Source organism: Streptomyces sp. NPDC002476 (genome assembly GCF_042889785.1).
Lineage (GTDB): Bacteria > Actinomycetota > Actinomycetes > Streptomycetales > Streptomycetaceae > Streptomyces.
Window position 1 is genome coordinate 66,580 of sequence record NZ_JBIARH010000021.1, and the last position, 23,598, is coordinate 90,177.

The following is a 23,598-nucleotide window of genomic DNA, read 5'->3' on the forward strand; positions in this document are numbered from 1 at the left end:
CACGTGGGCGGCCCGCCCCACCGACCGGGACGGGCCGCCGCGGTACGCGGAAGGGTCAGGCCGTCCGGTCCGTCACCGGAGCCTCCTTCGGGACCGGGGCCCCGGTGCGCCCGGACTCCTTGAGGAACAGGGACGTGACGGCGGCCAGCGCGATCACCGCCGCGGTGATGAGCAGCGCGGGCCGGGCGGCCGAGGCCAGGCTCTGCGCGGACAGGTCCTCGAACACGCGCACCAGGCCGGAGGGGAGCGAGGAGGGCACCACCGCTTCGGTCCCCGAGCTCAGCCCGCTGTCGGCGGCCTGCCGGGCGCCGTCGATCAGGGACGCCCGGTCCTCCCCGGACAGCCGGCCGCCCGCGTCGGCCGCGCCGTCCCGCAGCGAGGACGCCCATACGGTCGCCAGGATCGCGCCGACGACGGCCGTGCAGACCGCGCTGCCGATCATGCGGGACATCTCGATGAGCCCGGAGGCACCGCCCGCCGCCTGCGGCTCGACCTCGCCCATCGCCACCGTGGTCAGCGGCGCGAAGGTGAGTCCGGCCCCGGCCCCGGCCAGGACCAGCGGCGCCACGAACTCCCACCAGGCCGCGTCGGCGTCGGCGAACGGGGCGGTGACGGCGACGCCGAGGCAGAAGACGGCGAAGCCGACGGCCAGCAGCCGGCTGCGCCGTACCCGGCCGGAGAGGCGGCCCCCGATCGGTGCGGTCAGGGACGAGGCCAGCCACATGGGCGACAGCACCAGTCCGGCCTCCAGCGGGCCGGCGCCGAGCGCCGTCTGGAGGTAGATGGTCATGACGAGCTGCGAGCCGAAGATGCCGAAGTACGTGGCCGCCGAGGCCCACACCATCAGCGCGTAGTTGCGGCTCGTGAACAGGGCGCGGGGCAGCAGTCCGTCGGCCCTGCGTCGCTCCCAGAGCGTGAAGCCGACCAGGATCAGCACGCCCAGCACGAGGAAGTGGGGGATCCCGATCCAGCCCCGGACCGTGCCCCAGTCGAACCGTTCGCCCTCGATCAGGGCGCACAGCACGACGAACAGGCCGGCCGATGCGAGGAGCACCGGGACGATGCCCAGTTTCTGACGGGCCCAGTTGCGGGTGGCGGGGACGTACACGAAGGTGCAGACGAGCCCGATCAGGCCGAGCGGGATGTTGATGAAGAAGATCCAGCGCCAGCCCAGCGTGTCCGAGATCAGGCCCCCGAGGAGCGGCCCCGCGGCGGCGGCGGAACCGATCACCGCCGCCAGTACGCCGAAGGCCGTCCCCAGCCTGGCGGGCGGGAAGACGGCCGAGGTGATGGCGAGTGCCTGGGGTGCCGCGGCCGCGGCACCGATTCCCTGGAGGACGCGGGCGGCGATCAGCTGCTCCGGGTTCTGCGCGAGCCCGCAGACCAGGGAGGCGGCGGTGAAGACGAGCAGGCCGGCGGCGAAGACGTTGCGATGTCCTCTGATATCTCCCAGGCGGCCCGCGACGAGCAGTAACATCGCGTACGGCAGTAAATAGCCGTTGACGACCCACAGGATCTGTTCGGTCGTCGCACCGACCCCGGTGACGATTTGCGGAATCGCTACATTGACAACCGTGCTGTCGAGCACGTTCATGAAGTATCCGAGGGCGATTACCACCAGCGCGGGCCAGGGCCCGTGTCGAGTCGCCACCCGTGCGTTCCCACCCGTATTCATCTGTCGCTCCTCGCTGTTATTCGTGAACGAATCGATGTCCGCTCCCCCGTCGACGGCGAACGGCGGCTCATGCTATACCCTCCGCAATGGCCAAGTCCCCTGAATCGGACATGTTCTTGACTCCCCATGTGAGAGGCGGGAGCATCGCTCCCCAGGTCCAGTTGAGCACTGGAAGGAACCCATCGTGCAGGAAAGCGGAAGCGCCACCTACAGCGTGGTGAAAAACGACGAGGAACAGTTCTCGATCTGGCGTTCCGATCAGGAGATTCCCGCCGGCTGGCACACGACCGGTGTTTCCGGATCAAAAGAGGAATGCCTCTCCCACATTCATGAGGTGTGGACGGACATGCGGCCGCTGAGCCTGCGGCGGGCCATGGGGGAGTGACCTCCCGTGACCGAATTCACGGGCTGGGGCGCTGAATTCAAGGAATTCTTCGGCGGTCTCGGACGTGACAACAGCAAGGACTGCTTCGAAGCGCACCGGGAGCTCTTGTGGCGGGCCGTCCGCGAACCGGCCGGGGCTCTCGCCGCCGCCCCGGAGCCGCGTTACGGCGCGGGGCGCGTGTTCCGGCTCGACCGGGATCTCCGGCTCTCCGCCGACCATTCGCACATCAGGCTCCTGCGGCACCGGAGTCTCACCGCCGACCGGACCTGGCCCACCTCCGCCTGGCTCGGCGGCCCCGGCGTACTGGACCTGATCAGCGGTGCGCGGGACCGGGCGGCACCCCTGAGAGACTGGCTGACGCACCCTCAATCCGGCTGGAGCCCGACATGACCTCAGTTCCCGCGCCTCGCGCGACCTCGCTCAAGGACTTCCAGAAGGCCGGATGGTCGGACGGCGACTACACGTCGGTCGCCGGATCGACGGTCATCGCGAGCGAGCAGCTCATGGAGACGCTCGACCTGCGTCCCGGCTCGCGGGTCCTGGACGCCGCCTGCGGCAGCGGCAACGCGACCATCGCCGCCGCCCGCCGGTTCGCGGAGGTGACGGGGCTCGACTTCTCCCCCGCCATGCTGGAGGCGGCGCGGCGGCGGCTGGAGGTGGAGCGCGTCCACGCCGCGCTGGTGGAGGGCGACGTGGAGCGTCTCCCCTTCGACGACGGCGAGTTCGACGTCGTGGTCTCCGCCTTCGGGGCGATGTTCGCGCCCGACCAGAAGAGGACGGCGGCCGAACTGCTGCGGGTCTGCCGTCCGGGCGGCCGGATCGGACTCGCCTGCTGGACGGGGAACGGCGCGCTCGGCGAACTCTTCCGGATCATGTCCACGTACATCCCGCCCACTCCCGGTGTGCCGAACCCCACCGACTGGGGCGACCCGGAATCACTGCGCGCGCTGTTCGGCGAAGGCGTCGCCGAAATCCGTTCCACCCCCCGTGACTTCGTCTTCCGTTATCGCTCGCCGGAACACTGGATGGAGCATTTCCGGTCCAACTTCGGGCCGACCCGGATGACGTTCTCGGTGCTCTCGAAGAACCGGGCGGCTGCGCTCGAACGCGATCTCGTCGTCATGTGGCACGAACGGAACCGGGCGACCGACGGCTGCCTCGTCGCCCCGGTCGAGTATCTTGAGGCCGTCCTCGTCAAGGCCGAATGATCCATGGCCGAGATGTCCGTCGCCGTGATCGGCGCGGGGCCTCGCGGACTCTCCGTGGTGGAGAGGCTCTGTGCCAACGCGCCCGTCGTCGCCGGGAAGAGAAACTGCGTCATCCATGTGATCGATCCGTATCCGGCGGGCGCCGGCCGGGTCTGGCGCACGGACCAGTCCGGCGAGCTGCTCATGAACACCGTGGCGTCCCAGATCACGATCTTCACCGACCCCGGCGTCAGCTGCGCGGGGCCGATCGTGGAAGGGCCCAGCCTCCACGCGTGGGCGGGCCTCCTGCCCCTGGCCGACGGGCTCGACGACGGCCTGCCGGCCGGGGTCCTGCGGGAGGCCGCGAGCCTGGGACCCGACACCTATCCGACCCGGGCCTTCTACGGCCACTACCTGCGCTGGGCCTTCCGGTTCGTCTGCCGCACCGCTCCCCCCGGCGTCGTGGTCGACGTCCGGCGGGCGACGGCGGTGGCCATCGACGACCGCGCGGACGGCCGTCAGGACGTCGTGCTGGACGACGGCACGACGGTCAGCGGCGTCGACGCGGTCGTCCTGGCGCAGGGCCACTGCGACACGGACCCGGGCGACGGGACGCGGGCGCTGGCCGGGCACGCCCGCGCGCACGGCCGCGTCCACGTCCCGCCGGCCAACCCGGCCGACGTCGACCTCTCCGCGATCGGCGCGGGGGACCTCGTCGCCCTGTGCGGGCTGGGCCTCAACTTCTTCGACTACATGGCCCTGTTCACGTCCGGACGTGGGGGCCGCTTCCGTCCCCGCGACGGCGGGTTCGTGTACGAGCCGTCGGGCGAGGAGCCGCGGCTGCTGGCGGGCTCGCGCCGCGGCGTCCCGTACCACGCCCGGGGCGAGAACGAGAAGGGCGTGTCCGAGCGCCACGAGCCGCTGTTCCTGACCCCCGACGTCCTCGCCTCCCTGCGCGCGGCGGCGCACGCGGGCGCGCCGGCCGGATTCCGGCGGCAGGTGTGGCCGCTGGTGACCAAGGAGGTCGAGAGCGTGTACTACGCGGCGCTCCTCGCGGAGCGCCGCGGCCCCGGGGCGGCCGCCGACTTCCTCCCCCGGTACGTCAAGACCGTGCTGGCCGGGGGCGGGGGGAGCGACGAGGACAGGCTGCTGGGCGAGTACGGGATCGGCCCTCGCGACCGGTGGGACTGGGACGCGGTGAACCGGCCCTGCCCGCCCGGCGCGCTGGAGGGGGTCGCCGGGTTCAACGCCTGGCTGCTCGGCCATCTGAAGCGGGACGTGGCGCACGCGGTGCGCGGCAATGTCACCGACCCCGTCAAGAGCGCGCTCGACGTGCTGCGCGATCTGCGCAACGAGATACGGCTCGTGGTCGACCACGGCGGGATAGGCGGCGCTTCGTACCGGGACGACCTCGACGGCTGGTACACCCCCATGAACGCCTTCCTGTCCATCGGGCCGCCGGTGCGTCGGGTCCGGGAGATGATGGCCCTCATGGAGGCGGGCGTCCTGCGGCTCGTGGGCCCCGGCATGTCGGTGGCCCCGGACCCCGGGACCGGCCGCTTCGCCGTCGCGTCGGACCTGACCGGCGACCGCCCGCTGCTGGTGGACGCGCTGGTCGAGGCCCGGCTTCCGGAGCCGGACGTCCGGCGCACCCGCGACCCGCTCATGAGGTCCATGCTCGCCCGCGGGCAGTGCCGCTCGTACGTCGTCCCCGACCCGGACGGTGCCGGGTACCCGACGGGCGGCCTCGCGGTGAGCCGGGCTCCGTACCACGTGGTGGACGCCGCCGGCCTCCCCCATCCCGCCCGCTTCGCGTACGGCGTGCCGACCGAGCACGTCCACTGGGTCACGGCCGCCGGGGTCCGTCCGGGGGTGAACTCCGTGATCCTCGGCGACTCCGACGCCATGGCCAGGGCCGCGCTCCGCGCGGGGGCCCGGCCGGGGTCCGAGGCCGCCGGATCCGCCCGCTCCCGCGCCGCTCACGAGAGGAACTGACCGCCATGTCCGAGCATCCGCCGGGAACCGACACCGGTCTGCTGTCCACGGTCCGGGCCGGTGCCCCGGTCGAGGCCGCGGTCTCGGACGAGGCGTGGCTCCAGGCCATGCTGGACGCCGAGGCCGCCCTCGCGCGGGCCCAGGCCCGGCTCGGATTCGTCCCCGGGAGCGCGGCCGAGGCGATCACCGAGGTCACCCGGGACGCCCGGCTGGATCCGGTCTCGCTGGCCCGGCGGGCCCGGAACGCGGCGAATCCCGTGGTGGCTCTGGTGGCGGACCTGACCGAGCGGGTGGCGGCGTACGCGCCCGAGGCGGCCGACCACGTGCACCGCGGCAGCACCAGCCAGGACATCATGGACACCGCGGCGATGCTGGTCGCCGGGCGTGCGGTCGCCCTCGTCCGGGCGGATCTGCGCCGGGTGGTCGAGGCGCTCGCCTCTCTCGCCGCCGAGCACCGCGACACCGTCATGCCGGCCCGTACGCTCACCCAGCACGCCGTGCCGACCACCTTCGGGCTGAAGACCGCGGGCTGGATGTGCGCCGTCGACGACGCCGATCGGCGGCTGGCCGCCGCGGCGTCGGCGCTGCCCGCCCAACTGGGCGGTGCGGCGGGGACGTTGTCGGCCTATCACGAGTTCGCCCTGGCCGACGGGGTCCCCGCGCAGGAGGGCACGCCCGCGGCGCTGGCCCTCGTCCGGGCCTTCGCGGACGAGACGGGGCTGGCCGAACCGCTGCTGCCCTGGCACACCTCGCGGGCGCCGTTCGTGGCGCTGGGCAATGAACTCGCCATCGTGGCGGGCGCCTTGGGGAAGTTCGGGCTCGACGTCCAGAACATGACGCGCACCGAGGTCGGCGAGGGCCTCGAACCGGGCGGCGAGGGCCGGGGCGCCTCGTCCGCCATGCCGCAGAAGCGCAATCCGGTTCTCGCCTCGCTGCTGGTGTCGGCCGCGCTCCAGGTCCCGGCGTACGTCTCGGTGCTGGCCCGGTGCATGCTCGCGGAGGACGAGCGGCCGGGCGGCGCCTGGCAGGCGGAGTGGCAGCCGTTGCGCGAGGTGCTGCGGCTGGCCGGGGGGTCCGCACGCACGGCGGCCGAACTGGCCGAGGGGCTGGTGCCGTTGCCGGACCGGATGTGGGCCAACGCCGGGGCGACCGAGGGGCGGATCCTGGCCGAGCGGCTGGCCGTCCGGCTCACGGCCGAGCTGGGCCGGGTCCGTGCCAAGCGGTGCGTCACCCGCATCACGCACAAGGCGTCCGCGGACGGCGTGCCGTTCGCCGAGGCGGTGGCGATCGATCCCGAGCTGGGCACGCTCCTGGCCTCGCACCCGCTGGAGGACCTGCTCGACCCGCGCCGCTACCTCGGGGTGGCGGGCGCGCTCGTCGACCGCGCGCTGCGGCACGTCGGGGGGCCCGCGAGAGGGCCCGGCCCGGAGGCCGGCGCCGGGTGAGGCCGTGTGTGTGTGGGGGCGGGTCCGGTCGCGCACCGGACCCGCCCCCGCTCCGCCGTGTCGGGACGCCTCGCCTCACGAGGACGCGTCACATGGTGAGGACCACCTTGCCCACCTGGTCGGACTTGTCGAGGAACGCCAGCGCGTCGCTCACCTCGGCGAAGGGGTACGTCCGGGCCACGACGGGCCTCAGCCCCCCGTCCGCGGCCCGTACCAGGTCCGTGAACTCCTCGGCGTTGCCCGCCGTCGACCCCAGGATCTCCAGCTGGCGCACGAACACCCGCGGCAGGCTGACCGGGGTGACGAGGCCGCTGGTGGCCCCGCAGGTCACCACGCGTCCGCCGAAGGCGGCCGAGCGCAGGGACTCGTCGAAGGTGGCCGCGCCGACGTGTTCGAAGACCACGTCGGCGCCGTGCCCGTCGGTGACGTCGAGGACGGAGCGGGAGAAGCCCGACGAGCTGAACACGCCATCGGCACCGACTGCCCTGAGCTGCGGTTCCTTCTCCTTCGACCGGGTCGTGGCGAGCACCCTCGCCCCGAGGTGCTTCCCGATCAGCACGGCCGCGGTGCCCACCGCGCCGCTGCCCCCGGTGACCAGCATCGTCTCACCGGCCTTGAGCCGTGCGCGGGTGACGATCATCCGCCATGCCGTCAGATACGCCAGCGGCATGGCGGCGGCCTCCTCCCAGCCGAGGCCCGCCGGCTTGCGCCGCAGTGCGTGGCCGGGGAGCCGGACCAGCTCGCAGGCCGCGCCGTCGGAGTGCTCCCCGAGGACGGCGAACCTGCTGCACCGCACCTGCTGCCCGCCCCGGCAGTGCTCGCACCGCCAGCAGGCCGACACGGGGTAGAACAGGACCTCGTCGCCCACCGGCCACTCGTCGCAGCCGCTGGCCTCCACCACACCCGCGCCGTCCGCGGAGATGACCCGGGGCGGTTCGACGCGCTGGGCCCCGGTGACCACCCACAGGTCGAGGTGGTTGAGTCCGGCGGCCCTGACCCTGACGGTCACCTGACCGGGCAGCGGGTCCGACACGGCGCGCTCGCGGATGCGCACGCCCGCGGGACCGACCGGCTCCTCCCATACCGCGCACCGGCCCTCACTCGTGATCAACGGTGTCTGCATACGGCTCTCCCCTGATCGGCGCTCACATGGATCCGGTCGTCGGCCGGCTGCCGAGCATGAACTCCCCGACGCTCGCCTCGGCGTACGGGTCGAGGCCCGTGGCCCGTGCGAACGCGTCGGAGTCCCCGGTCCCCAGCGCGCACGGTGCCAGTCCCATCGCCGTCGCGACGGTGTACATCGTCTGGAACAGCACTCCCGTGTGCTTCATGATCAGCGCGTACGGCATGCCCTGGTAGGACCACATCAGGCGGCCGAACCGGGCCGCCACCACCAGCAGGACCTGCGGCGGCCGCTCCTGGTCGGCGAGCCGGGCCGCCAGTGCGAGCAGGCGCCGCACGTCGGGCGTCCGCCCGCACACCCGCTCCAGCCGGTGATCCTGCGGGTCGTAGTGGTACAGCGCCGGGGCGAGGCCGGTGACGTTCCCGACCACCGGGTAGACCTCCAGCTCGTACCCGGAACCGCCCGCCGGATAGGGGCGGCTGACGTATTCGACCCCCCGCAGCTCCGCCTTCCACCGGTTGCGGCAGCAGCGGAAGAGGAACTCCCCGAGCTGGTCACGGGTGAGCGGGGACGCGTCGTCGTGGGCACGGATCGTCCTGCGGGTCTCCATGACGGTGGTCAGGGACGGGTCGGTGGTACGGAGCAGGCCCAGGTCGGGACGGCGGAGCCCGATGCCGGGGCCGGGGAACGACGGGCGCCGGGCGGGGAGCGGGGCGAAGGCGCCCCGTGCCCAGTCGGTCTTCCCGAAGCCCTCGTCCGGCTGCCGTCCCGACATCCGGGTGCGGCTGTGGAACCACAGCTCGTGCGGGGCCCATTGGCGCAGCGACGGCTCCGTGCCCTCGGTGTCCGCCGGGGGGACGGCGAGGCCCGCCCACCACAGATCCCGTCCCAGCCGCTCCACGACCGCGTCCGGGAGGCCGTCGCGGCCCCGTCCGCCGGCGCCGGTCAGCACGCCGAGCAGCGCCGGGTCGCGCAGCCGGACGTCGCACCAGGCGCGCGGGGACTCGATGACGAACGCGTCCCCGTACCACCGGATCACGGCGAACCGCGACAGCGCGAGGGCGCCGGGCGGGGCCGTGTCCGGCCGGGCCGGGGGGCGGGTGCGGGGCAGGAGCGTGTACAGCGGCTCCTTGTCGTCGAGGAGGACCGTCATCGAGAGGCGGCCCGCCGCCCACAGCCGCGCCACCGGGCCGCGTTCCGGCACCGGCCCCCCGCTTCCCTCCGGGGCCGGGGTGTGCCCGGCGGCCGGGTCCGCGGTACGGCCCCGGCCCGGCTCCGGGGTGTCCCCGGAGTGCCGCCCCGCCTGCGGTTCCGCCCCGGAGCGGGGTCCCGGGTGCAGCCGGAAGACCTGCCGGAGCGGCACCGCCCGTTGCTCCTGCCCGCTCATCCGTCAGCTCACAGCCGTGGCCTCGAGCTCCACCAGAAGCTCCGGGAACGCCAGCCCGGAGACCTGGAGCAGCGATCCGGGCGGGGCCGCCCGCACCGCTTCGAGGCGCTTGCCCATGACGCTCACGTGCTCCAGGAACAGCTGCATGTCGGTGGTGTACATGTTGAGCCGGACGACGTTGGTGAGGTCCATGCCGGCCTCGGCGAGAACCGCCTCCACGTTGTCGAGCGCCTGACCGATCTGCCGGGCCATGTCACCGGGGTGCGCCACCTCGCCGTCGGCGTCGAGCGACGTCTGCCCGGCGCAGACGAGCATCCGGGTGTGCTCCTCGACGGCCTCGCCCTGGTTGAAGCCGAACTTGAGCGACCATTCCCACGGGTTCACGGCGGAACGCTTCATGATTCCGGATTCCTTTCCTGTCCTGAGTGGTTGACGGGGTGTCACTGTCGCTGGAGAAAGCCGAGCACGGTGTCGAGAAAGAGCCGGGGGCCGGTGTCCATGGCCCGGTGCGTCTGGCCCGGGAGGACGGCGACCCGGGAGTCCGCGAGCATCCCGTCCACCGCGTCGACCGCCTGCCGCAGCTCCCATGGGCTGTCGCCACCGGCCAGCAGCAGGGCGGGGACCGTCAGGTGACGGAACCTGTCCGGTTCGATGACGTAGCGCCGCGCGCCCTCGATCTCGCGGGCCAGCGTCCGGGCGAGCGGTGCCCGTTCACGGAAGCCGGGGATGCGCAGCAGCACGTCCACCTCGCGCGGGCTCACGCCCGCCACCTCGACGAGGAACAGGCCGAGGGCGCGCAGTTCCTCGCCCGCTTCGATCAGCGCGCCGAGGCGCGCGCCCAGCCCGGACGGCTCTTTGCTCCCGCCGACCGGGATCGGGGGCTCGTAGAGGACCATCCGGCCGATCCCGGAGGTGAGCGTCGCCGCCTCCAGCGCGCAGATCGCGCCGTAGGAGTGGGCGATCAGACAGGTTCCGGGACCGGCCCGGTCGATCACGGCGGCGATGTCGCGTGCCTCGTCGCGCAGGTCGTAGGGGTCCGCGTCGCCGCTGGCCGCGCGGCCCCGGCGGTCGACGGCGTACACGGTGAACCGGGCGCTCAGCCGGGCCAGTACCGGCCGCCAGCGGGTGTGGTCCTCGCCGCTGCCGTGGACGAGGACCAGCGGGGGGCCGGTGCCCGAGCGCCAGCAGGCGATCGGTACGCCGTCGGCCGATTCGACGATCTCCGGCTCCTGCGCCACGACGGCCGTCATCTCCCGCTCCGCGGGCGGGCGAGCGGCGGGGCGAGCGCGTCGAGCATCCGGGAGAGGAGCGCGTCGCGTGCCGTGTCCAGGTAGAAGTGGCCGCCCGTCACCAGGAGGGTTTCGAAGGCGGCCCGGGTCAGGGTCCGCCACGGCGGGAGTTCCGCCCGGTCGACCTCGGTGTCCTCGGTGCCGGCGAAGACGGTGATCGGGCAGTCGAGCGGCGGTTCGGGCCGGTGCGTGTAGGTCTCGTGCAGGGCGAAGTCGGCGCGCAGCGTCGGCAGCATGACCTGGAGGAGCCTCGGGTCGTCGAGCAGTTCGGGCGGGGTGCCGCCGAGTCCTCGCAGGTGTTCGCGCAGTTCGCCGTCGGTCATGCGGTGGACCCGGGTGGTCACCGGGACGTGCGGGGCCGCGGAGCCGGAGGCGAAGAGGTGCACCGGCGGGGTGTGGCCGTGCCGTCGTTGCCAGCGCGCCAGTTCGTAGGCGACCACGGCCCCGGAGCTGTGTCCGAAGAAGGCGGTGGGCAGCGGGTCCAGCTCGGCGAGGGCCTTGCCCACCTCGGTCACCAGCTCGTCGACGTGCTCCAGGGGCGTCTCGGCCAGGCGTTCCCCCCGGCCCGGCGGCTGCACGCGGACCAGTTCGATCTCCGGCGGCAGGGCGTCCGTCCAGCTCTGGTACGCGGCCGGGCCGCCGCCGGCGAAGGGGAAGCAGACGAGGCGCAGGTCGGCACCGGGGCCGGTGCCGGTCCGGACCAGGCAGGCGCCGGACCGGCCGGGGGCGGCGGCGGTGATCAGTTCCGCGAGGTCCGCGACCGTCGGCCGTTCGTAGAAGGCGGGCAGGTCGACGCAGGCTCCGAAGCGGTCCTCGACGGCGCCGACCAGCTGTACGGCGAGCAGCGAGTGTCCGCCGAGGTCGAAGAAGTCGTCCGCGGTGCCGACCCGGTCGAGGCCGAGCAATGCGCACCACATCCGCGTCAGTTCGCGTTCCAGTTCGTCGCGTGCCTCCTTCATGGGGGCGGCGGACGCCGAGCGGTCGCGTCCGGGTTCCGGCAGCGCCTGCCGGTCGAGCTTCCCGTGCAGGGTGCGGGGCAGGGAGTCCAGGAGCACGAAGTCGGACGGCAGCATGTGGCCGGGCAGTTCGCGCCGCAGCCCGGAGTGCAGGTGCGGCACCCGGTCCGGGGCGACGCCGGTGACATAGGCGACCAGGCGCCGCCGGTCCCCCTCGTCGCGGGCCACCACGGCTGCCTCGGCGGCCTCCCCGCCGCGCAGGATGCTTCGTTCGACCTCGTCGAGGTGGACGCGCTTGCCGCGGATCTTCACCTGCCGGTCGGTGCGGCCGACGATGTCGAGGGTGCCGTCGCCGAGGAGCCGGCCGACGTCCCCGGTGCGGTACATGCGGGCCCCGGGCTCGGGGGCGAACGGATCGGGCAGCCAGCGCAGCGCGGTCAGGACGGGGTCTCCCGCGTAGCCGCGCGCCAGTCCGGGGCCCGCGATGTGGATCTCGCCCTCCGTGCCGGGCGGCACCTCGGCGAGGTTCTCGTCGAGGAGGTGCACGCGGGTGTGCGGGACGGGGCGGCCGCGGGAGGTGATGTGGGTGGTCTCCGTGGAGCCGTAGGTGACGGCCACGTCGAAGGGCGGGCCGTCCGCCGCCGGTTCGAACCGCTCCCCCGTGACGAGGAGCAGCCGCGGCGCGGGGCCGTCGGGCCACGCGGTCGCGCACAGTCCGGCCGCGAGCGTCGCCACCAGCTGGACGACCGTGATCCGGCGCGCGGTCAGCCAGTCCCGCAGCCGCTCGGGGAAGAGCAGGGTCGCCTCGTCGGGCAGGTGCACGGTGCACCCGGCGGAGAGGAACGGCCACAGCTCGTTGACGAGGGACACCCCGAAGCCCGGTGACGACACCCAGGTCGAGCGGTCGTCGGCGGTGACGGCGAACTCCTGGTGCGTCCAGCGGGCGCAGTGCAGCACCGTTCCGTGGCGGGCGACGACGCCCTTGGGTTCCCCGCTGGAGCCGGAGGTGTAGACGACGTGGGCGGCGCTGTCCGGGGTGAGACCGGCCGTCCCCGGATCCGTCGGCGGGTGGGCGTCGACGGCTGCCGTGTCGCGGTCGAGCAGCACCGGGCGGATGCCGTCGGCCGCCGCCTCGCCAAGGATCTCCCCGGGGACCGCGTCCGTGGTGGTGACGAGGGCCCGCGCGCCCGAGTCGCGGAGCATCAGCGCGATCCTGTTGCCGGGGGCGGCCGGGTCGAGGAGGACGGGCGCGGCCCCGGACTTGACGACGCCGAGCAGGGTGACGACGGCGTCGGCGGAGCGCGGCAGGCAGACGCCGACGCGGACCTCGGGGGCGGCTCCCAGGGTGCGCAGGTGGGCGGCGAGCCGGTTCGCCCTCCGGTCGAGTTCGGCGTAGGTCAGGGAGGCGGCGGCGGAGACCACGGCGGGCTTGTCCGGCCTCCGTGCCGCCTGTTCGGCGATCAGCTGGTGGATCAGCAGCGTCATGTTTCGTCCCTCATGTCGAGGATCGTCGGGCCGTCCTGAGTGGTCTCCGCGTCGAGCCGGGCCGCGAGTTCGCGCACCGTGCGGTGCTGGAAGAAGAGCTCGACCGGGATGTCGAGGCCCGCGTCGGCGGCCCCGTTGATCACCGCGATGGCGCGGAGCGAGTCACCTCCCGAGGTGAAGAAGTCGTCCCCGGGGCCCAGCCGGTCGGCGCCGAGGACGTCCGCCTCGATGCGCAGCAGCAGTTGCTCGGTGGGGGTGGCGGGCGGCTCGGACGCCGCGCCGGGTGCGGCGGGTTCGCCGAGCGCCGCCAGCGCGGTGCGGTCGACCTTGCCGTTGGAGGTGAGCGGCAGGGCGGGCAGGAAGTGGAAGAGCGACGGCACGATGTCGCCCAGGATCCGCTGCGCCAGGAACTCGCGCAGTTCGTCCGCCTCCGGCGCCGTGGTGTCCGGTTCGGGCACGACGTGCGCCACGAGGCGCCGGGCCGCGCCGGGGGCGCCGAGCGCGACGACGCAAGCGCCCGCCACCCCCGGATGGTCCTGGAGCGCCGCCTCGATCTCGCCGAGCTCCACCCGGTGGCCGAGGATCTTCACCTGGAAGTCCTCGCGGCCGAGGATCTCGATGTCGCCCGAGGGCCGCCATCGGCCGAGGTCGCCGGTGCGGTAGAGGCGTTCCCCGGTGTGCGGGTCGGTCACGAACCGGGCGGCGGTCTTCTCCGGGTCGCCCCAGTAGCCGCGTGCCAGGCCGTGCCCGGCGATGTACAGCCCGCCGGTCACCCAGTCGGGGCGGGGCCTCATCCGGTCGTCGAGGACGTGCCAGCGCTGGTTGGCCAGCGGTCTGCCGTAGGGCACGCTCGCCCATTCGGGGCCGGGCGGCCCCGCCTCGTGCGCGATGGACCAGATGGACGCCTCGGTCGCGCCGCCGAGGGAGACCAGCCGGGCCCCGGGGGCCGTCTCGCGCAGCTGTCCGTAGGCCGCGACGGGGATCCAGTCCCCGCTGAGCAGCACGGTCCGCAGGTCGTCCGACAGGCATTCGCCCCTGCCCCGGATGTACTCCAGGAGGATCTGCAGGAGCGCGGGGACGGAGTTCCAGACGGTGACGCGGTGGCGGCGCAGGAGTTCCGCCCAGGCCGCCGGGTCCGGGTTCTCGGACGGTTCGGGGACGATCAGCGTGCCGCCCGCGCCCAGGGTGCCGAAGACGTCCCAGACCGAGAGGTCGAAGCTGAGGGAGCTGATCGCGAGGACCCGGTCGTCGGGGCCGACGCGAAAGCGCCGGTTGATGTCGAGGACGGTGTTGCGGGCCGCCCCGTGCTCGATCATGACGCCCTTGGGTTCGCCCGTGGAGCCCGAGGTGTAGATGACGTACGCCAGGTCCTCCGGGCCGACCGGGGCGGGGCACGGCCGCCCGGCCGGCGGCGCCGGAGAGGTCTGTGTGACCGGGACGGCGGTGACGCCCGGCGGCCAGGTGCGCTCCCGGTCCACGGCGGGCTGGGTGAGGACCGTCTCCACCTGACCGTTCTCCAGGAGGTAGCGGATCCGCGCGGCGGGCAGTGCGGGGTCGACCGGGAGGTAGGCCGCTCCGGCGCGCAGCACGCCCAGCACGGCGGCGATCTGTTCCCAGCCCTTGTTCATCACGACCGCGACGAGCCGGCCGGGCCGGGCGCCGAGTTCGAGGAGCCGGTTCGCGATCCCGGCCGAGGCCGTGTCGAGGTCCCGGTAGGTCAGGGTGCGCCCGGCCTGGACGACGGCGGGGGCCCCGGGGTTCTCGGCGGCCCGGCGCAGGAACGGCTCGTGCAGCAGGCCGGTGTCCGGCGCCTGTGCCGTCGCCGGTGTGTCCGTGGCGTTGATCCGGGCGCGCCGTTCGAGCTGGTCGGCGGGCGGCTGCGCGGGCCGCTCCCGGGACCAGGTCTCCCGCCGCGCGGCGAGGTCCCTCAGCAGGCTTCCGTACGCGGCGGCCATGTCGTCGAGCAGGCCGTCGGGGAAGAGTTCGGCCACGGCGTCCCAGCAGTAGTCGAGGCCGCCGTCCACCTCCATCACCTGGTGGTCGAGGGCGACCTGCGGTGTCTGGGTGACGCCGTACGCGTACGTGCCGAGGCTGCCCCACTCCATGCGCGGGACGCCGACCAGGCTGGAGAAGACCACCGGCATCGCCGCCCGCGGCAGCCCCCCGCCCTGGCGCCTCGCCAGGTCGCGCATGACCTGGACGCTGCTGGTGTGGCGGTGCTCCAGATCGCTCCAGAGCCGGTCCTGGACCTGCCGGGCCCGGTCCAGGAAGGTGGCGCCGTCGCCCTCCACGGCATGCAGCAGCCCGGAGGTGAAGTCGCCGAGCAGGTCGTTCAGCCGGGGGTGCAGCGGGGGGCGGTTGAAGAGAGTGAGGTTGACGGTGAACCGGGGGGTGGCGGTCCAGGTGCCCAGCACCTCGGTGAAGGCCGCGAGGAGCAGGGCCGACGGGGTGATGCCGGCCGCCGCCCCGGCCTGGCGGAGGGCCTGCCAGACGTCCGGTTCCAGCCGCCCCGGGCACCGTACGAAGCGCGGCCGGCGCACCGATGCCAGGCTCCGCAGATAGGGCAGTTGGGGGGCGGGCGGGAGGCCGTCCAGGCGGTCCTGCCAGTAGGCGCGCGACGCGGCGTGGAGCGGGGAGCTGTCCTGGGCGGCTCGTTCGGCGAGGACGTAGTCACGGAAGGACAGTTCGAGCGCGGGCAGTTCCAGGTCCGGGTCCTCGTACAGCCGGGACAGTTCCTGGGTGAAGATCCGCGCGCTCCGGGCGTCGAAGATCAGCAGGTCGAAGCTGACGTGTACGCGGGAGACGGTCTCGTCGACGCGGGTGACCCGCAGGTCGAAGAGCGGCCAGCGGTCGACCGGGAGGAGTTCGTGGGACAGTTCCTCGCGGATCCCGGCGAGGCGTCCGTCGCGTTCGGTGGCCGGGAGCCCGCGCAGGTCCGTCACCCGCAGGTCGTAGGGCGGCACCTCCTCCAGGACGCGTTGGCGTCCGTCGGGGGTCACGACCGCGCGGAGCATGTCGTGCCGGGCGACCAGCAGGTCGACGGCGCGTCGCAGCCGCTCGGGGTCGAGTGCGGGGACGTCCCACTCCTGGTATCCGTGGCAGCCCACGTCGCCGAGTTCGATGCCGCCGCTGCGGCCGATCCAGTAGGCGTGCTGGATGTCCGTGAGCGGGAAGGGCTCGTACCGCTGGTCCGGCCGGGGCACGATCGGGGGCGCGCCCGCCGGGGCGGGTCCCGCGCCCGGTGTCCCCCGGCCCGCGCCCTCGACCACCACGGCCATCTCCTCGACGGTCGGTGCCTCGAACAGGACGCGCAGCGGGAGGTCCACCCCGAGGACTCTGCCGATGGACGCCATGAGTTCCATGCCGGTGAGCGAGTCGCCGCCCAGTTCGAAGTAGTTGTCGCGGACGCCCACCCGTTCCTGGTGCAGGACCTCGCACCACACCCGGGCCAGAGTCTTCTCGGTGTCGGTGCGGGGGGCGACGGTGGGGCCCGTGCCGCCGCGGGGCGCGTCGGGTGCGGGCAGGGCACGGCGGTCGACCTTGCCGTTGGGGAGCAGCGGAAGGGCGTCGACCACGACGAACGCGGTGGGGACCATGTAGGCGGGCAGCTGCTCCTTGAGCAGGTCGCGCAGTTCCCCGCCGGTCGGGCGCCGGTGGGTGTCCGTCACGAGGTGGGCGACCATGCGGCGTTCGCCGGGCCGGTCCTCCCTGACCGTGACGACGGCCTGCCGGATCGCGGGGTGTTCCAGCAGCCGGGTGGTGACCTCGCCGAGCTCGATGCGGTAGCCGTTGAGGCCGACCTGTTCGTCGGCGCGTCCCAGCACGACGATCGCTCCGTCGGGCAGCCGGCGGCCGATGTCGCCGGTGGCGACCATGCGCGCGCCGGGCCGCGCCGCGAAGGGGTCGGGGATCCATTTCTCGGCCGTGCGCTCCGGCCGGTGCAGGTATCCGCTCTGGATCAGGTCGCCGCCCACGTGGATCTGTCCGGCCACGCCCAGCGGCACGGGCTGGAGGGCGTCGTCGAGCAGGTACACGCGGGCGTTGGGCACGGGCAGGCCCACGGGGGTGCTGGAGCCGTGCCGCGCGGCGGGCGGCACGCTCTTCGGCGTGATGCGCACCCCGTCGGCCTCGTTGAGGCAGGTGGTGGCGTTCGTGGTCTCGGTGGAGCCGTAGATGGTGACGATCTCGAACGGAACCGTCGACGGAAGCCAGCCGACGCGTTCGCCGGACACCATCAGGACGCGCAGCGGTACCTCGCCCGGCCAGTCGACCGCGCACACGCGCTCGGCGAGTGCCTTGGCCAGGACGGTGACGGTGATCCCGGCGTCGATCAGCCAGTCGCGGAGCCGGAAGGGCGTGGCGGTGGTGGTCTCGTCCGCGATGTGCACGGCACCGCCCGCGCTGAGGAAGGGCCACAGCTCGTTGACGTAGGAGATCCCGAAGCCGGGGGCGGAGATCCAGGTGCCGCGGTCCTTCTCGGTCAGTGAGTACGCCCGCTGGGTGCCCTGGGAGACGAGCAGCACCGCCCCGTGGTGGAAGGCGACGCCGCGCGGCTCGCCGGTGGAGCCCGAGGTGTACGCGATCTGGCACAGGCCCAGCCGGTGCGCCCGCTCGGGCGGGGCCGCCGGGGAGGCGGCGTCGAAGAGCGCGCGGTCCCGGTCGAGGCAGCGGACGTGCCCGCCGAACTCGGCGGGCAGGTGGCCGAGGTGGGCTTCGGAGGTGAGCAGTACGGAGGTCCGCGCGTCGTCGAGCATGGACGCCAGGCGGCGGGTCGGCTGCGAGGGGTCGAGCAGGACCGCGGCGCCCGCGGCCTTGAGGATGCCGAGGACGCCGACGGCCATGTCGACCGAGCGGCGCAGGCAGATGCCGACCGGGACCTCGGGGCCCACGCCCAGCTCGCGCAGATGGTTCGCGACCTGGTTGGCGCGCCGGTCGAGCTCGCCGAAGGTCACCCGCTCCCCGCCGCCGACGAGGGCGACCGCCCCGGGGCGGCGGGCCGCCTGGTCGGCGACGAGCCGGTGGATCAGCCGGTCGTGCGGGAAGTCGACGCGGGTGTCGTTGCCGTCGTGCAGCACCCGGTGTTCCTCCTCGGGGGCGAGCAGCCACTGGCGGCCGATGCTCTCGCCCGGCTTGGCCAGCAGCCCGGCCAGGAGGGTGCCGAAGTTCCCGGCGAGGCGGCGGACCGTCTCCTCCTCGAAGAGTTCGGTGTCGTAGGCGAGGGTCAGCCGGGCTCCGTGGTCCCCGGGCGACACGACGAGGGCCAGGTCGAAGTCGGCCGTTGTGGAGTCGAGGGGCAGCGGTGCGGTGGTGGCGCCCGGCAGCGCGCAGACGGGCTCCGGCCGGATCTCGAAGCCGACCTGGCAGACCGGGCGGCGGCTCGGGTCGCGCTCGGGGTCGAGCCGTTCGACGAGTTGTGCGAACGGTACGTCGGCGTACGCCCGTGCCTCGGCGCAGGCATGCCTGATCCGCTCCAGCGTCTCGGAGAACGAGGGATCCCCGTCGAGCGTGGCACGTACGATCAGCAGGTTCGTCAGGGGGCCCACGGTGTGTGCGGGGGCGCGGTGCGGGGTGCCGAGGGCGATGTCGGTCACACCGGTGTAGCGGTGGACGAGGACGGCGAACGCGGTGAGCAGCAGCGTCCCGGTGTCGGTGTCCTGGGCGCGGGCGTACTCCGCGAGTGCCCGGGCCGTCGCCCCGGGAAGACGCAGCGAGGTGTGCGCGCCGGTCAGGGCCAGGGCGCGCGGGCGTATCCGGTCGGCGGGCAGTTCGACGCCGACGGGCATGCCGGCCAGGGCCTCGGCGCGGGATTCGAGCCGGTGCCGGGGGGCTGCGGGAGGACCGGCGTGGTGCTCCGCCGACGGCCGGGTGCGGTCGTGGCCCGGCGGCGGCCCGGCGCAGAGTTCGCCCAGTTCCTCGAAGAGGACCGCCAGGGAACGCCGGTCCGCGACCAGTTGGTGCGCGCAGAGCAGCAGGGCGTGCTCGCCCGTGCCGAGCGAGAGCAGCCCCGCCCGCCACAGCGGGCCCCGTTCCTTGTCGAACGGCCGGGCGCAGAGGTCCTTCGCCCAGTCCTGGACCCGGCGGATCCGGTCGTCGGGTGCCGTGGTGTCCCTCTCGCGCGCGAGCGGCGGCGCGATCTCCCCGGCGGGGAGGACCACCGGCTCGGGGCGGCCCCGTCCCGTCCGGAAGACGGTGCGCAGCGCGGGGTGGCGGGCGGTCAGCTCCGCCAGCGCGTCCCGGACCGTGTCCGCTTCCAACGGGCCGGTGACGAGCATCAGTTCACCGACGGTGAGGGTCCGGTCCTGCGGGCGCAGCTCGTCGAGGAGCCATACGCGTTCCTGGCCGGGCGACAGAGTGGTGGCCGACAGAGTCATGTTCGCAACACCCCAGGGGTCTCAGGACTGGTCCGCGAACAGTCGCCCGCCCCGGGCGAATTCGGTCGCGTCCATCTCGACGAACCGGACACGCACCTCTTCGGGCTCGGCGTCCAGGCATTTCACGGCGAGCCGGGTGATCTCGTCGGCGAACAGGCGCCGCTGATCCAGCGTGCGCCCCTTGAGCGCGAGCACGGTGATGAACGGCATGGGGGTTCCTTCCAGTCGGCGTCGCGCGTCACCCGAGACGGGCGGCGACGTCCTCGACGAAGCGGCTGATCATGGCCGTCTGGTCCGGGACCCCGTAGAGCACCAGGGAGACCTGATCGGCTCCGGTCTCGCGCAGCTCCTGGAGCCGGTCGACGCACCGGGAGGGCGGACCGTAGATCGCGAAGCAGTCGATGAGGCGGTCCGAGAGTTCGGCGGCGTGCGGGGCACCCACGACCTCGTGCTGGTACCAGTCGTAGCGCTCGGCCAGGGCGGCCATGTCCGACAGCACCGCGTCGGGGAGCATGGCGGCCAGTTCCTCGGACTCGGGGGTGGAGCGGCCGAGCACCGAGCGCCAGAGGAAGTACGCCGAGGTGGCGGCGTAGGAGCGCAGGTATTCGCGCGCCTCTTCCACGTCGTCGTGCACGAACACCGTGCCGCGTGACCACACGTCGAGATCGGCGAGTTCACGCCCGGCGCTCCGCGCGCCCTCGGCGACGCGTGCCCGTTTCCACGTGGTGATCTCGGGTGAGAGGCCGGGCAGGAACACTCCGTCCGCGATTCTTCCGGCGAGCCGGCAGCTCTTGGCGCCGTGGGTGCCGATGAGGACCGGTACCTCGCGCTCGGCCCACTCCGAACGCATGGGCAGGCCCTGCCATTCGGTTTCCTTTCCTCCGGTGAAATCCCTGAAGAACTGGACGTATTCGGCGAGTTCCGTGAGCGGCCTCGGCTTCTTTCCGACCATGGCGACGGCACTTCCTCCGGCGCCGATGCCGAGAAATACCCGGCCCTCCGAGATCTCGTCCAGGGTCGCGATCACATTGGCCAGCACGGAGGCGTGCCGGGTGTACGGATTGGTGACCGCCTGGCCTATGCGTATTCGGGTCGTCGCCGCCGCGGCCAGGGCCATCATCGCGGTCGAGTCGCGGCAGAGGTTCTGTGAATCAATGAATGTGCAGTGTTCGTACCCCAATTCGTCGGCCTGTCGTGCCAGTTTCGCCGATTCGCGGGCCGTGAGGGTGCGCCCGATTCCGATTCCGAACTTCATGCCCGCCTCCGGAACGCGTCGCTGCGGAAAGGAACATCGCATCGCGTCGAACTCGTCGCCGCCGACCCTGCACTGTCGTCCGGGAGCCGTCAACCATGTTGCTTGTTCTGTCCCGCCGGCGGGACAGAACAAGCCGGTGGGGATTGTCTTCGTCCGGGATCACCGGTCCACCGGGTATTGCCGGACGGTGCTCAGCGCCTGAGAGTGGTGTTCACCAGATAGGGGGAGGAGAACGTCGTGCGGTCGCCGGCCTTCTTGCCGGCTACGGGAAAGAGACGGGCCGACAGTGGTTTCCTCAGGCGTACGGCCATGGCGGCCACGTCGGTCAGAAGTCCCGCGATCTCCTCCTCGGGGATGTCGCCGGGAAGGGGAACGGTGTCGAGTCCGGTGCCGCACACCGCCGAACAGGCCAGCAGCAGCTGGGCGTCGACCGTGCCCTCGTGCCAGCGCTGCGCGAGCCGGGTGTCCTCCATGACCGGCAGCATCACCCCGTTGTAGCCGCAGGTGGTCAGGCCCGTGCTCCGGATCGCCTCGGTGAGTGCCGCGGTGACGGCCAGCGTTCCGGGGCCGCCCAGCGGTCCGGGCAGGCAGAGCTCCATGGCCGCGGCGATGCTGTCGTCGCCCGCGGGCGCGGGCGACAGGTCGATGCCGCCGTACGCCGGGCCCGTCTCCTCGCAGATCCGCTCGGCGAGCTCCACCACGGGCGCGGCATGTTCGCTCAGCGCCCGCCCGACCCGGCGCGTGATGGCGGCGGGGTCGAGGCGGCCGACCTCCCGCAGCGCCTCCGCGACGATTCCCGCGCCCTGCAGGCCGACCGTGAGGGACGAAGGCCCGTCGTGGTGGGCCGCGGGAAAGAAGGGCCCGCCGGGATCGACACAGGCCACCATGGCGAAGCGGAAGTTCCCCAGTCCCTGGTCCGTCTCCTCGGCGAGCCTGCGGACGATCCGCGCCACGGGTCCGGACGCCTCGGAGCGGACCCCGTGCCGCAGCGTTCCCGTGCGGACGGTGCAGCTCAGCGCCTCCGCGCCGATCAGCAGGTCCCCGACGGTGTCGAGGGTGTGCAGCGGGAAGCCGGGATCGGCCGCGTCCGCCGGGCCCAGCGAGCAGTAGCCGATCCCGGCCCCGTCGAGGACGGTCTGCAGGCGGTGGGCGTAGGAGACGATGTCCGACGGCGTCCGTCCCGCGAGGTCGGCGAAGACGGACCGGGTCGACAGCCGTACGGTCTGGACCTCGTACCCGGCCGCACGGAAGGCCGCTTCCGCCCGCCGGACGAGGAGGGCCTTCTCCTCGACGACCGCCTCCGGAAGCGGATGGGGCTCGGCGACCCCGAGCGTGACGGTGCGTATCAGTGGCCTGTACATGATCTTCACCTCGTGAGTTCACGCGTTCGAATGAACGTGGGTGTCGGCTGCCGGGAGCGGGTCGCGCCACCTGCCAGGATCACGGAGCCGGGTGCTGTTCCCGGGCCGGATGGACCTGACAGGGAGATGCGGGACATGAGCGGTGACAGGTCGCGCGAGCGGGCCGTCGAGCCCGAGGACCTCGGCCGTTTCGTGGTCGAGAGACTCAACACGGGCGATGTCGACGGCCTCGTCGCCCTGTACGAACCCGGCGCGGTCCTGGCCCTCCCCGACGGCACGGTGGCGACCGGCGAGCGGGAGATCCGCAGGGCCTACGAGCGATTCACGGCCGGCCGGCCCGTCTTCCAGCATGGTGAACAGCAACGTACGCTGCATCACGGCGACTTGGCGCTCACTTCGGTGCAGTTGGCCGACGGGAAGGACGCCACGGTCGAGGTGGCCCGCCGCCAGCCCGACGGCACGTGGCTGTGGGTGATCGACCGGCCCAGCGTCCTGGGCTGACCGGAACGGACCATTCCCCTTCTTCGCCGCCGCGCGTCGCAGCGCCCTCGTTCCTCGTGCGCCGGGGTCCCCCGCACAGCATCGAGTCGGACATCCTTCCGTCGGCCTCCCCCGCGACGTGCCCCTCCCTCAGTAGAGTCGGCTGCGGTTCAGCGACAGCCCGCCACCCTCGCTAGGAGGCTCCGTTGAGAATGCTGATCAATGCCCCGGAAACCGTCGTCGCGGACGCGCTGCGCGGGATGGCCGCCGCTCATCCCGGGCTGGCCGTCGACGTCGGGAACCGCGTCGTCGTGCGGCGGGACGCGCCGGTGGCCGGGAAGGTGGCGCTCGTCTCCGGGGGCGGATCCGGTCACGAGCCGTTGCACGCCGGGTTCGTCGGCCCCGGCATGCTGTCCGCCGCCTGCCCGGGCGAGGTGTTCACCTCGCCGGTGCCGGACCAGATGGTACGGGCCGCCGCCGCGGTGGACGGCGGCGCGGGGGTGCTGTTCGTCGTCAAGAACTACACCGGTGACGTGCTGAACTTCGAGATGGCCGCCGAGCTCGCCGAGGACGAGGGGGTGCGGGTCACGCAGGTGGTCGTCGACGACGACGTCGCGGTGACCGACAGCCTCTGCACGGCGGGGCGCCGGGGCACCGGCGCCACCCTGTTCGTGGAGAAGATCGCCGGGGCGGCGGCCGACGAGGGGGCGCCGCTGGAACAGGTGGCGGCCGTGGCCCGCCGAGTGAACGATTCCTCACGGAGTTTCGGCGTGGCGCTCAGTGCCGTCACCACGCCCGCCAAGGGGTCCCCCACGTTCGACCTGCCGCCGGGGGAGCTGGAGCTGGGCATCGGGATCCACGGCGAGCCGGGACGGGAACGGCGTCCCATGATGACGTCCCGCGAGCTCGCGGACTTCTCGGTGGACGCGGTGCTCGACGACCTGCGGCCGACGGCACCGGTGATCGTCCTGGTCAACGGCATGGGTGCGACACCGCTGCTGGAGCTGTACGGGTTCAATGCCGAGGTGCAACGGGCGCTGTCCGGGCGGGGGATCGTGGTGGCTCGTACGCTCGTGGGGAACTATGTGACCTCGCTCGACATGGCGGGCTGTTCGGTGACGGTCTGCCAGGCGGACGAGGAGTTGCTGCGCCTCTGGGACGCGCCGGTGGAGACGCCCGCGCTGCGCTGGGGCCGTTGACCCGA

General features: G+C 73.1%; 17 protein-coding genes. 7 read left to right on the forward strand and 10 right to left on the reverse strand.

Annotated features, from left to right (window positions below; all coding sequences use genetic code 11):
• Nucleotides 1-55: 55 nt before the first annotated feature.
• Complete coding sequence (locus ACFYXM_RS23160; protein WP_389291952.1) at nt 56-1,675, reverse strand: DHA2 family efflux MFS transporter permease subunit; 1,620 nt, start codon at nt 1,673-1,675, stop codon at nt 56-58.
• Nucleotides 1,676-1,859: 184 nt separating this feature from the next.
• On the opposite strand from ACFYXM_RS23160, the gene ACFYXM_RS23165 reads away from it, so the two are divergent.
• From ACFYXM_RS23165 to pcaB, 5 genes are read left to right on the forward strand one after another with little or no spacing between them, the layout of a single operon-like run.
• Nucleotides 1,860-2,060, forward strand: a complete 201-nt coding sequence (locus ACFYXM_RS23165; protein WP_107430570.1) for an MbtH family NRPS accessory protein — start codon at nt 1,860-1,862, stop codon at nt 2,058-2,060.
• Nucleotides 2,061-2,066: 6 nt separating this feature from the next.
• A complete protein-coding gene (locus ACFYXM_RS23170; RefSeq protein WP_389291954.1) occupies nt 2,067-2,450 on the forward strand; it encodes a hypothetical protein in 384 nt (127 codons plus the stop codon).
• On the forward strand, nt 2,447-3,268 hold the full coding sequence (locus ACFYXM_RS23175; RefSeq protein WP_389291956.1) for a class I SAM-dependent methyltransferase: 822 nt from the start codon (nt 2,447-2,449) through the stop codon (nt 3,266-3,268). The genes ACFYXM_RS23170 and ACFYXM_RS23175 overlap by 4 nt, the downstream gene beginning before the upstream one ends.
• Nucleotides 3,269-3,271: 3 nt before the next feature.
• A complete protein-coding gene (locus ACFYXM_RS23180; protein WP_389291957.1) occupies nt 3,272-5,242 on the forward strand; it encodes an FAD/NAD(P)-binding protein in 1,971 nt (656 codons plus the stop codon).
• A 5-nt stretch (nt 5,243-5,247) separates the two neighbouring features.
• Nucleotides 5,248-6,687, forward strand: a complete 1,440-nt coding sequence (pcaB, locus tag ACFYXM_RS23185; RefSeq protein WP_389291959.1) for a 3-carboxy-cis,cis-muconate cycloisomerase — start codon at nt 5,248-5,250, stop codon at nt 6,685-6,687.
• 88 nt (nt 6,688-6,775) lie between these two features.
• Here the strand turns inward: pcaB and ACFYXM_RS23190 are convergent, their stop codons facing one another.
• From ACFYXM_RS23190 to ACFYXM_RS23230, 9 genes are all read right to left on the reverse strand, one after another.
• Nucleotides 6,776-7,810 (reverse strand): zinc-binding dehydrogenase, encoded by a 1,035-nt coding sequence (locus ACFYXM_RS23190; protein WP_389291961.1) that lies wholly within the window; start codon nt 7,808-7,810, stop codon nt 6,776-6,778.
• A 22-nt stretch (nt 7,811-7,832) separates the two neighbouring features.
• Nucleotides 7,833-9,197, reverse strand: coding sequence for a SagB family peptide dehydrogenase (locus ACFYXM_RS23195; RefSeq protein WP_389291963.1), 1,365 nt, complete (start codon nt 9,195-9,197; stop codon nt 7,833-7,835).
• Between the two features lie 3 nt (nt 9,198-9,200).
• A complete protein-coding gene (locus ACFYXM_RS23200) occupies nt 9,201-9,596 on the reverse strand; it encodes a RidA family protein (protein WP_389291965.1) in 396 nt (131 codons plus the stop codon).
• Nucleotides 9,597-9,637: 41 nt separating this feature from the next.
• Nucleotides 9,638-10,447: an alpha/beta fold hydrolase gene (locus ACFYXM_RS23205; protein ID WP_389291966.1), complete on the reverse strand. Its 810-nt coding sequence runs from the start codon at nt 10,445-10,447 to the stop codon at nt 9,638-9,640.
• Nucleotides 10,444-12,927, reverse strand: a complete 2,484-nt coding sequence (locus ACFYXM_RS23210) for an amino acid adenylation domain-containing protein (RefSeq protein ID WP_389291968.1) — start codon at nt 12,925-12,927, stop codon at nt 10,444-10,446. The genes ACFYXM_RS23205 and ACFYXM_RS23210 overlap by 4 nt, the downstream gene beginning before the upstream one ends.
• Complete coding sequence (locus ACFYXM_RS23215; RefSeq protein WP_389291970.1) at nt 12,924-19,298, reverse strand: amino acid adenylation domain-containing protein; 6,375 nt, start codon at nt 19,296-19,298, stop codon at nt 12,924-12,926. The genes ACFYXM_RS23210 and ACFYXM_RS23215 overlap by 4 nt, the downstream gene beginning before the upstream one ends.
• A 21-nt stretch (nt 19,299-19,319) precedes the next feature.
• The gene (locus tag ACFYXM_RS23220; protein WP_389291972.1) at nt 19,320-19,508 is read right to left on the reverse strand and encodes a 4-oxalocrotonate tautomerase family protein; all 189 of its coding nucleotides are present in this window, start codon (nt 19,506-19,508) and stop codon (nt 19,320-19,322) included.
• Between the two features lie 28 nt (nt 19,509-19,536).
• A complete protein-coding gene (locus ACFYXM_RS23225) occupies nt 19,537-20,553 on the reverse strand; it encodes an LLM class flavin-dependent oxidoreductase (RefSeq protein ID WP_389291974.1) in 1,017 nt (338 codons plus the stop codon).
• A 191-nt stretch (nt 20,554-20,744) separates the two neighbouring features.
• Complete coding sequence (locus tag ACFYXM_RS23230; RefSeq protein ID WP_389291976.1) at nt 20,745-21,914, reverse strand: DUF711 family protein; 1,170 nt, start codon at nt 21,912-21,914, stop codon at nt 20,745-20,747.
• 135 nt (nt 21,915-22,049) lie between these two features.
• Here ACFYXM_RS23230 and ACFYXM_RS23235 point away from each other — a divergent pair, with 135 nt between their 5' ends.
• Nucleotides 22,050-22,415: a YybH family protein gene (locus ACFYXM_RS23235; protein WP_389291978.1), complete on the forward strand. Its 366-nt coding sequence runs from the start codon at nt 22,050-22,052 to the stop codon at nt 22,413-22,415.
• A gap of 185 nt (nt 22,416-22,600) precedes the next feature.
• Nucleotides 22,601-23,593: a dihydroxyacetone kinase subunit DhaK gene (gene dhaK, locus ACFYXM_RS23240; protein WP_389291979.1), complete on the forward strand. Its 993-nt coding sequence runs from the start codon at nt 22,601-22,603 to the stop codon at nt 23,591-23,593.
• The last annotated feature ends 5 nt before the right edge of the window (nt 23,594-23,598 follow it).

Bases quoted from the DNA above. Each gene is read 5' to 3' on its own strand.
- ACFYXM_RS23230 (WP_389291976.1), bottom strand. From the start codon at position 21,914: ATGTACAGGCCACTGATACGCACCGTCACGCTCGGGGTCGCCGAGCCC.
- ACFYXM_RS23215 (WP_389291970.1), bottom strand. From the start codon at position 19,298: ATGACTCTGTCGGCCACCACTCTGTCGCCCGGCCAGGAACGCGTATGG.
- ACFYXM_RS23160 (WP_389291952.1), bottom strand. From the start codon at position 1,675: ATGAATACGGGTGGGAACGCACGGGTGGCGACTCGACACGGGCCCTGG.
- ACFYXM_RS23180 (WP_389291957.1), top strand. From the start codon at position 3,272: ATGGCCGAGATGTCCGTCGCCGTGATCGGCGCGGGGCCTCGCGGACTC.
- pcaB (WP_389291959.1), top strand. From the start codon at position 5,248: ATGTCCGAGCATCCGCCGGGAACCGACACCGGTCTGCTGTCCACGGTC.
- ACFYXM_RS23225 (WP_389291974.1), bottom strand. From the start codon at position 20,553: ATGAAGTTCGGAATCGGAATCGGGCGCACCCTCACGGCCCGCGAATCG.
- ACFYXM_RS23200 (WP_389291965.1), bottom strand. From the start codon at position 9,596: ATGAAGCGTTCCGCCGTGAACCCGTGGGAATGGTCGCTCAAGTTCGGC.
- ACFYXM_RS23220 (WP_389291972.1), bottom strand. From the start codon at position 19,508: ATGCCGTTCATCACCGTGCTCGCGCTCAAGGGGCGCACGCTGGATCAG.
- ACFYXM_RS23195 (WP_389291963.1), bottom strand. From the start codon at position 9,197: ATGAGCGGGCAGGAGCAACGGGCGGTGCCGCTCCGGCAGGTCTTCCGG.
- ACFYXM_RS23205 (WP_389291966.1), bottom strand. From the start codon at position 10,447: ATGACGGCCGTCGTGGCGCAGGAGCCGGAGATCGTCGAATCGGCCGAC.
- ACFYXM_RS23210 (WP_389291968.1), bottom strand. From the start codon at position 12,927: ATGACGCTGCTGATCCACCAGCTGATCGCCGAACAGGCGGCACGGAGG.
- ACFYXM_RS23235 (WP_389291978.1), top strand. From the start codon at position 22,050: ATGAGCGGTGACAGGTCGCGCGAGCGGGCCGTCGAGCCCGAGGACCTC.
- ACFYXM_RS23190 (WP_389291961.1), bottom strand. From the start codon at position 7,810: ATGCAGACACCGTTGATCACGAGTGAGGGCCGGTGCGCGGTATGGGAG.
- ACFYXM_RS23175 (WP_389291956.1), top strand. From the start codon at position 2,447: ATGACCTCAGTTCCCGCGCCTCGCGCGACCTCGCTCAAGGACTTCCAG.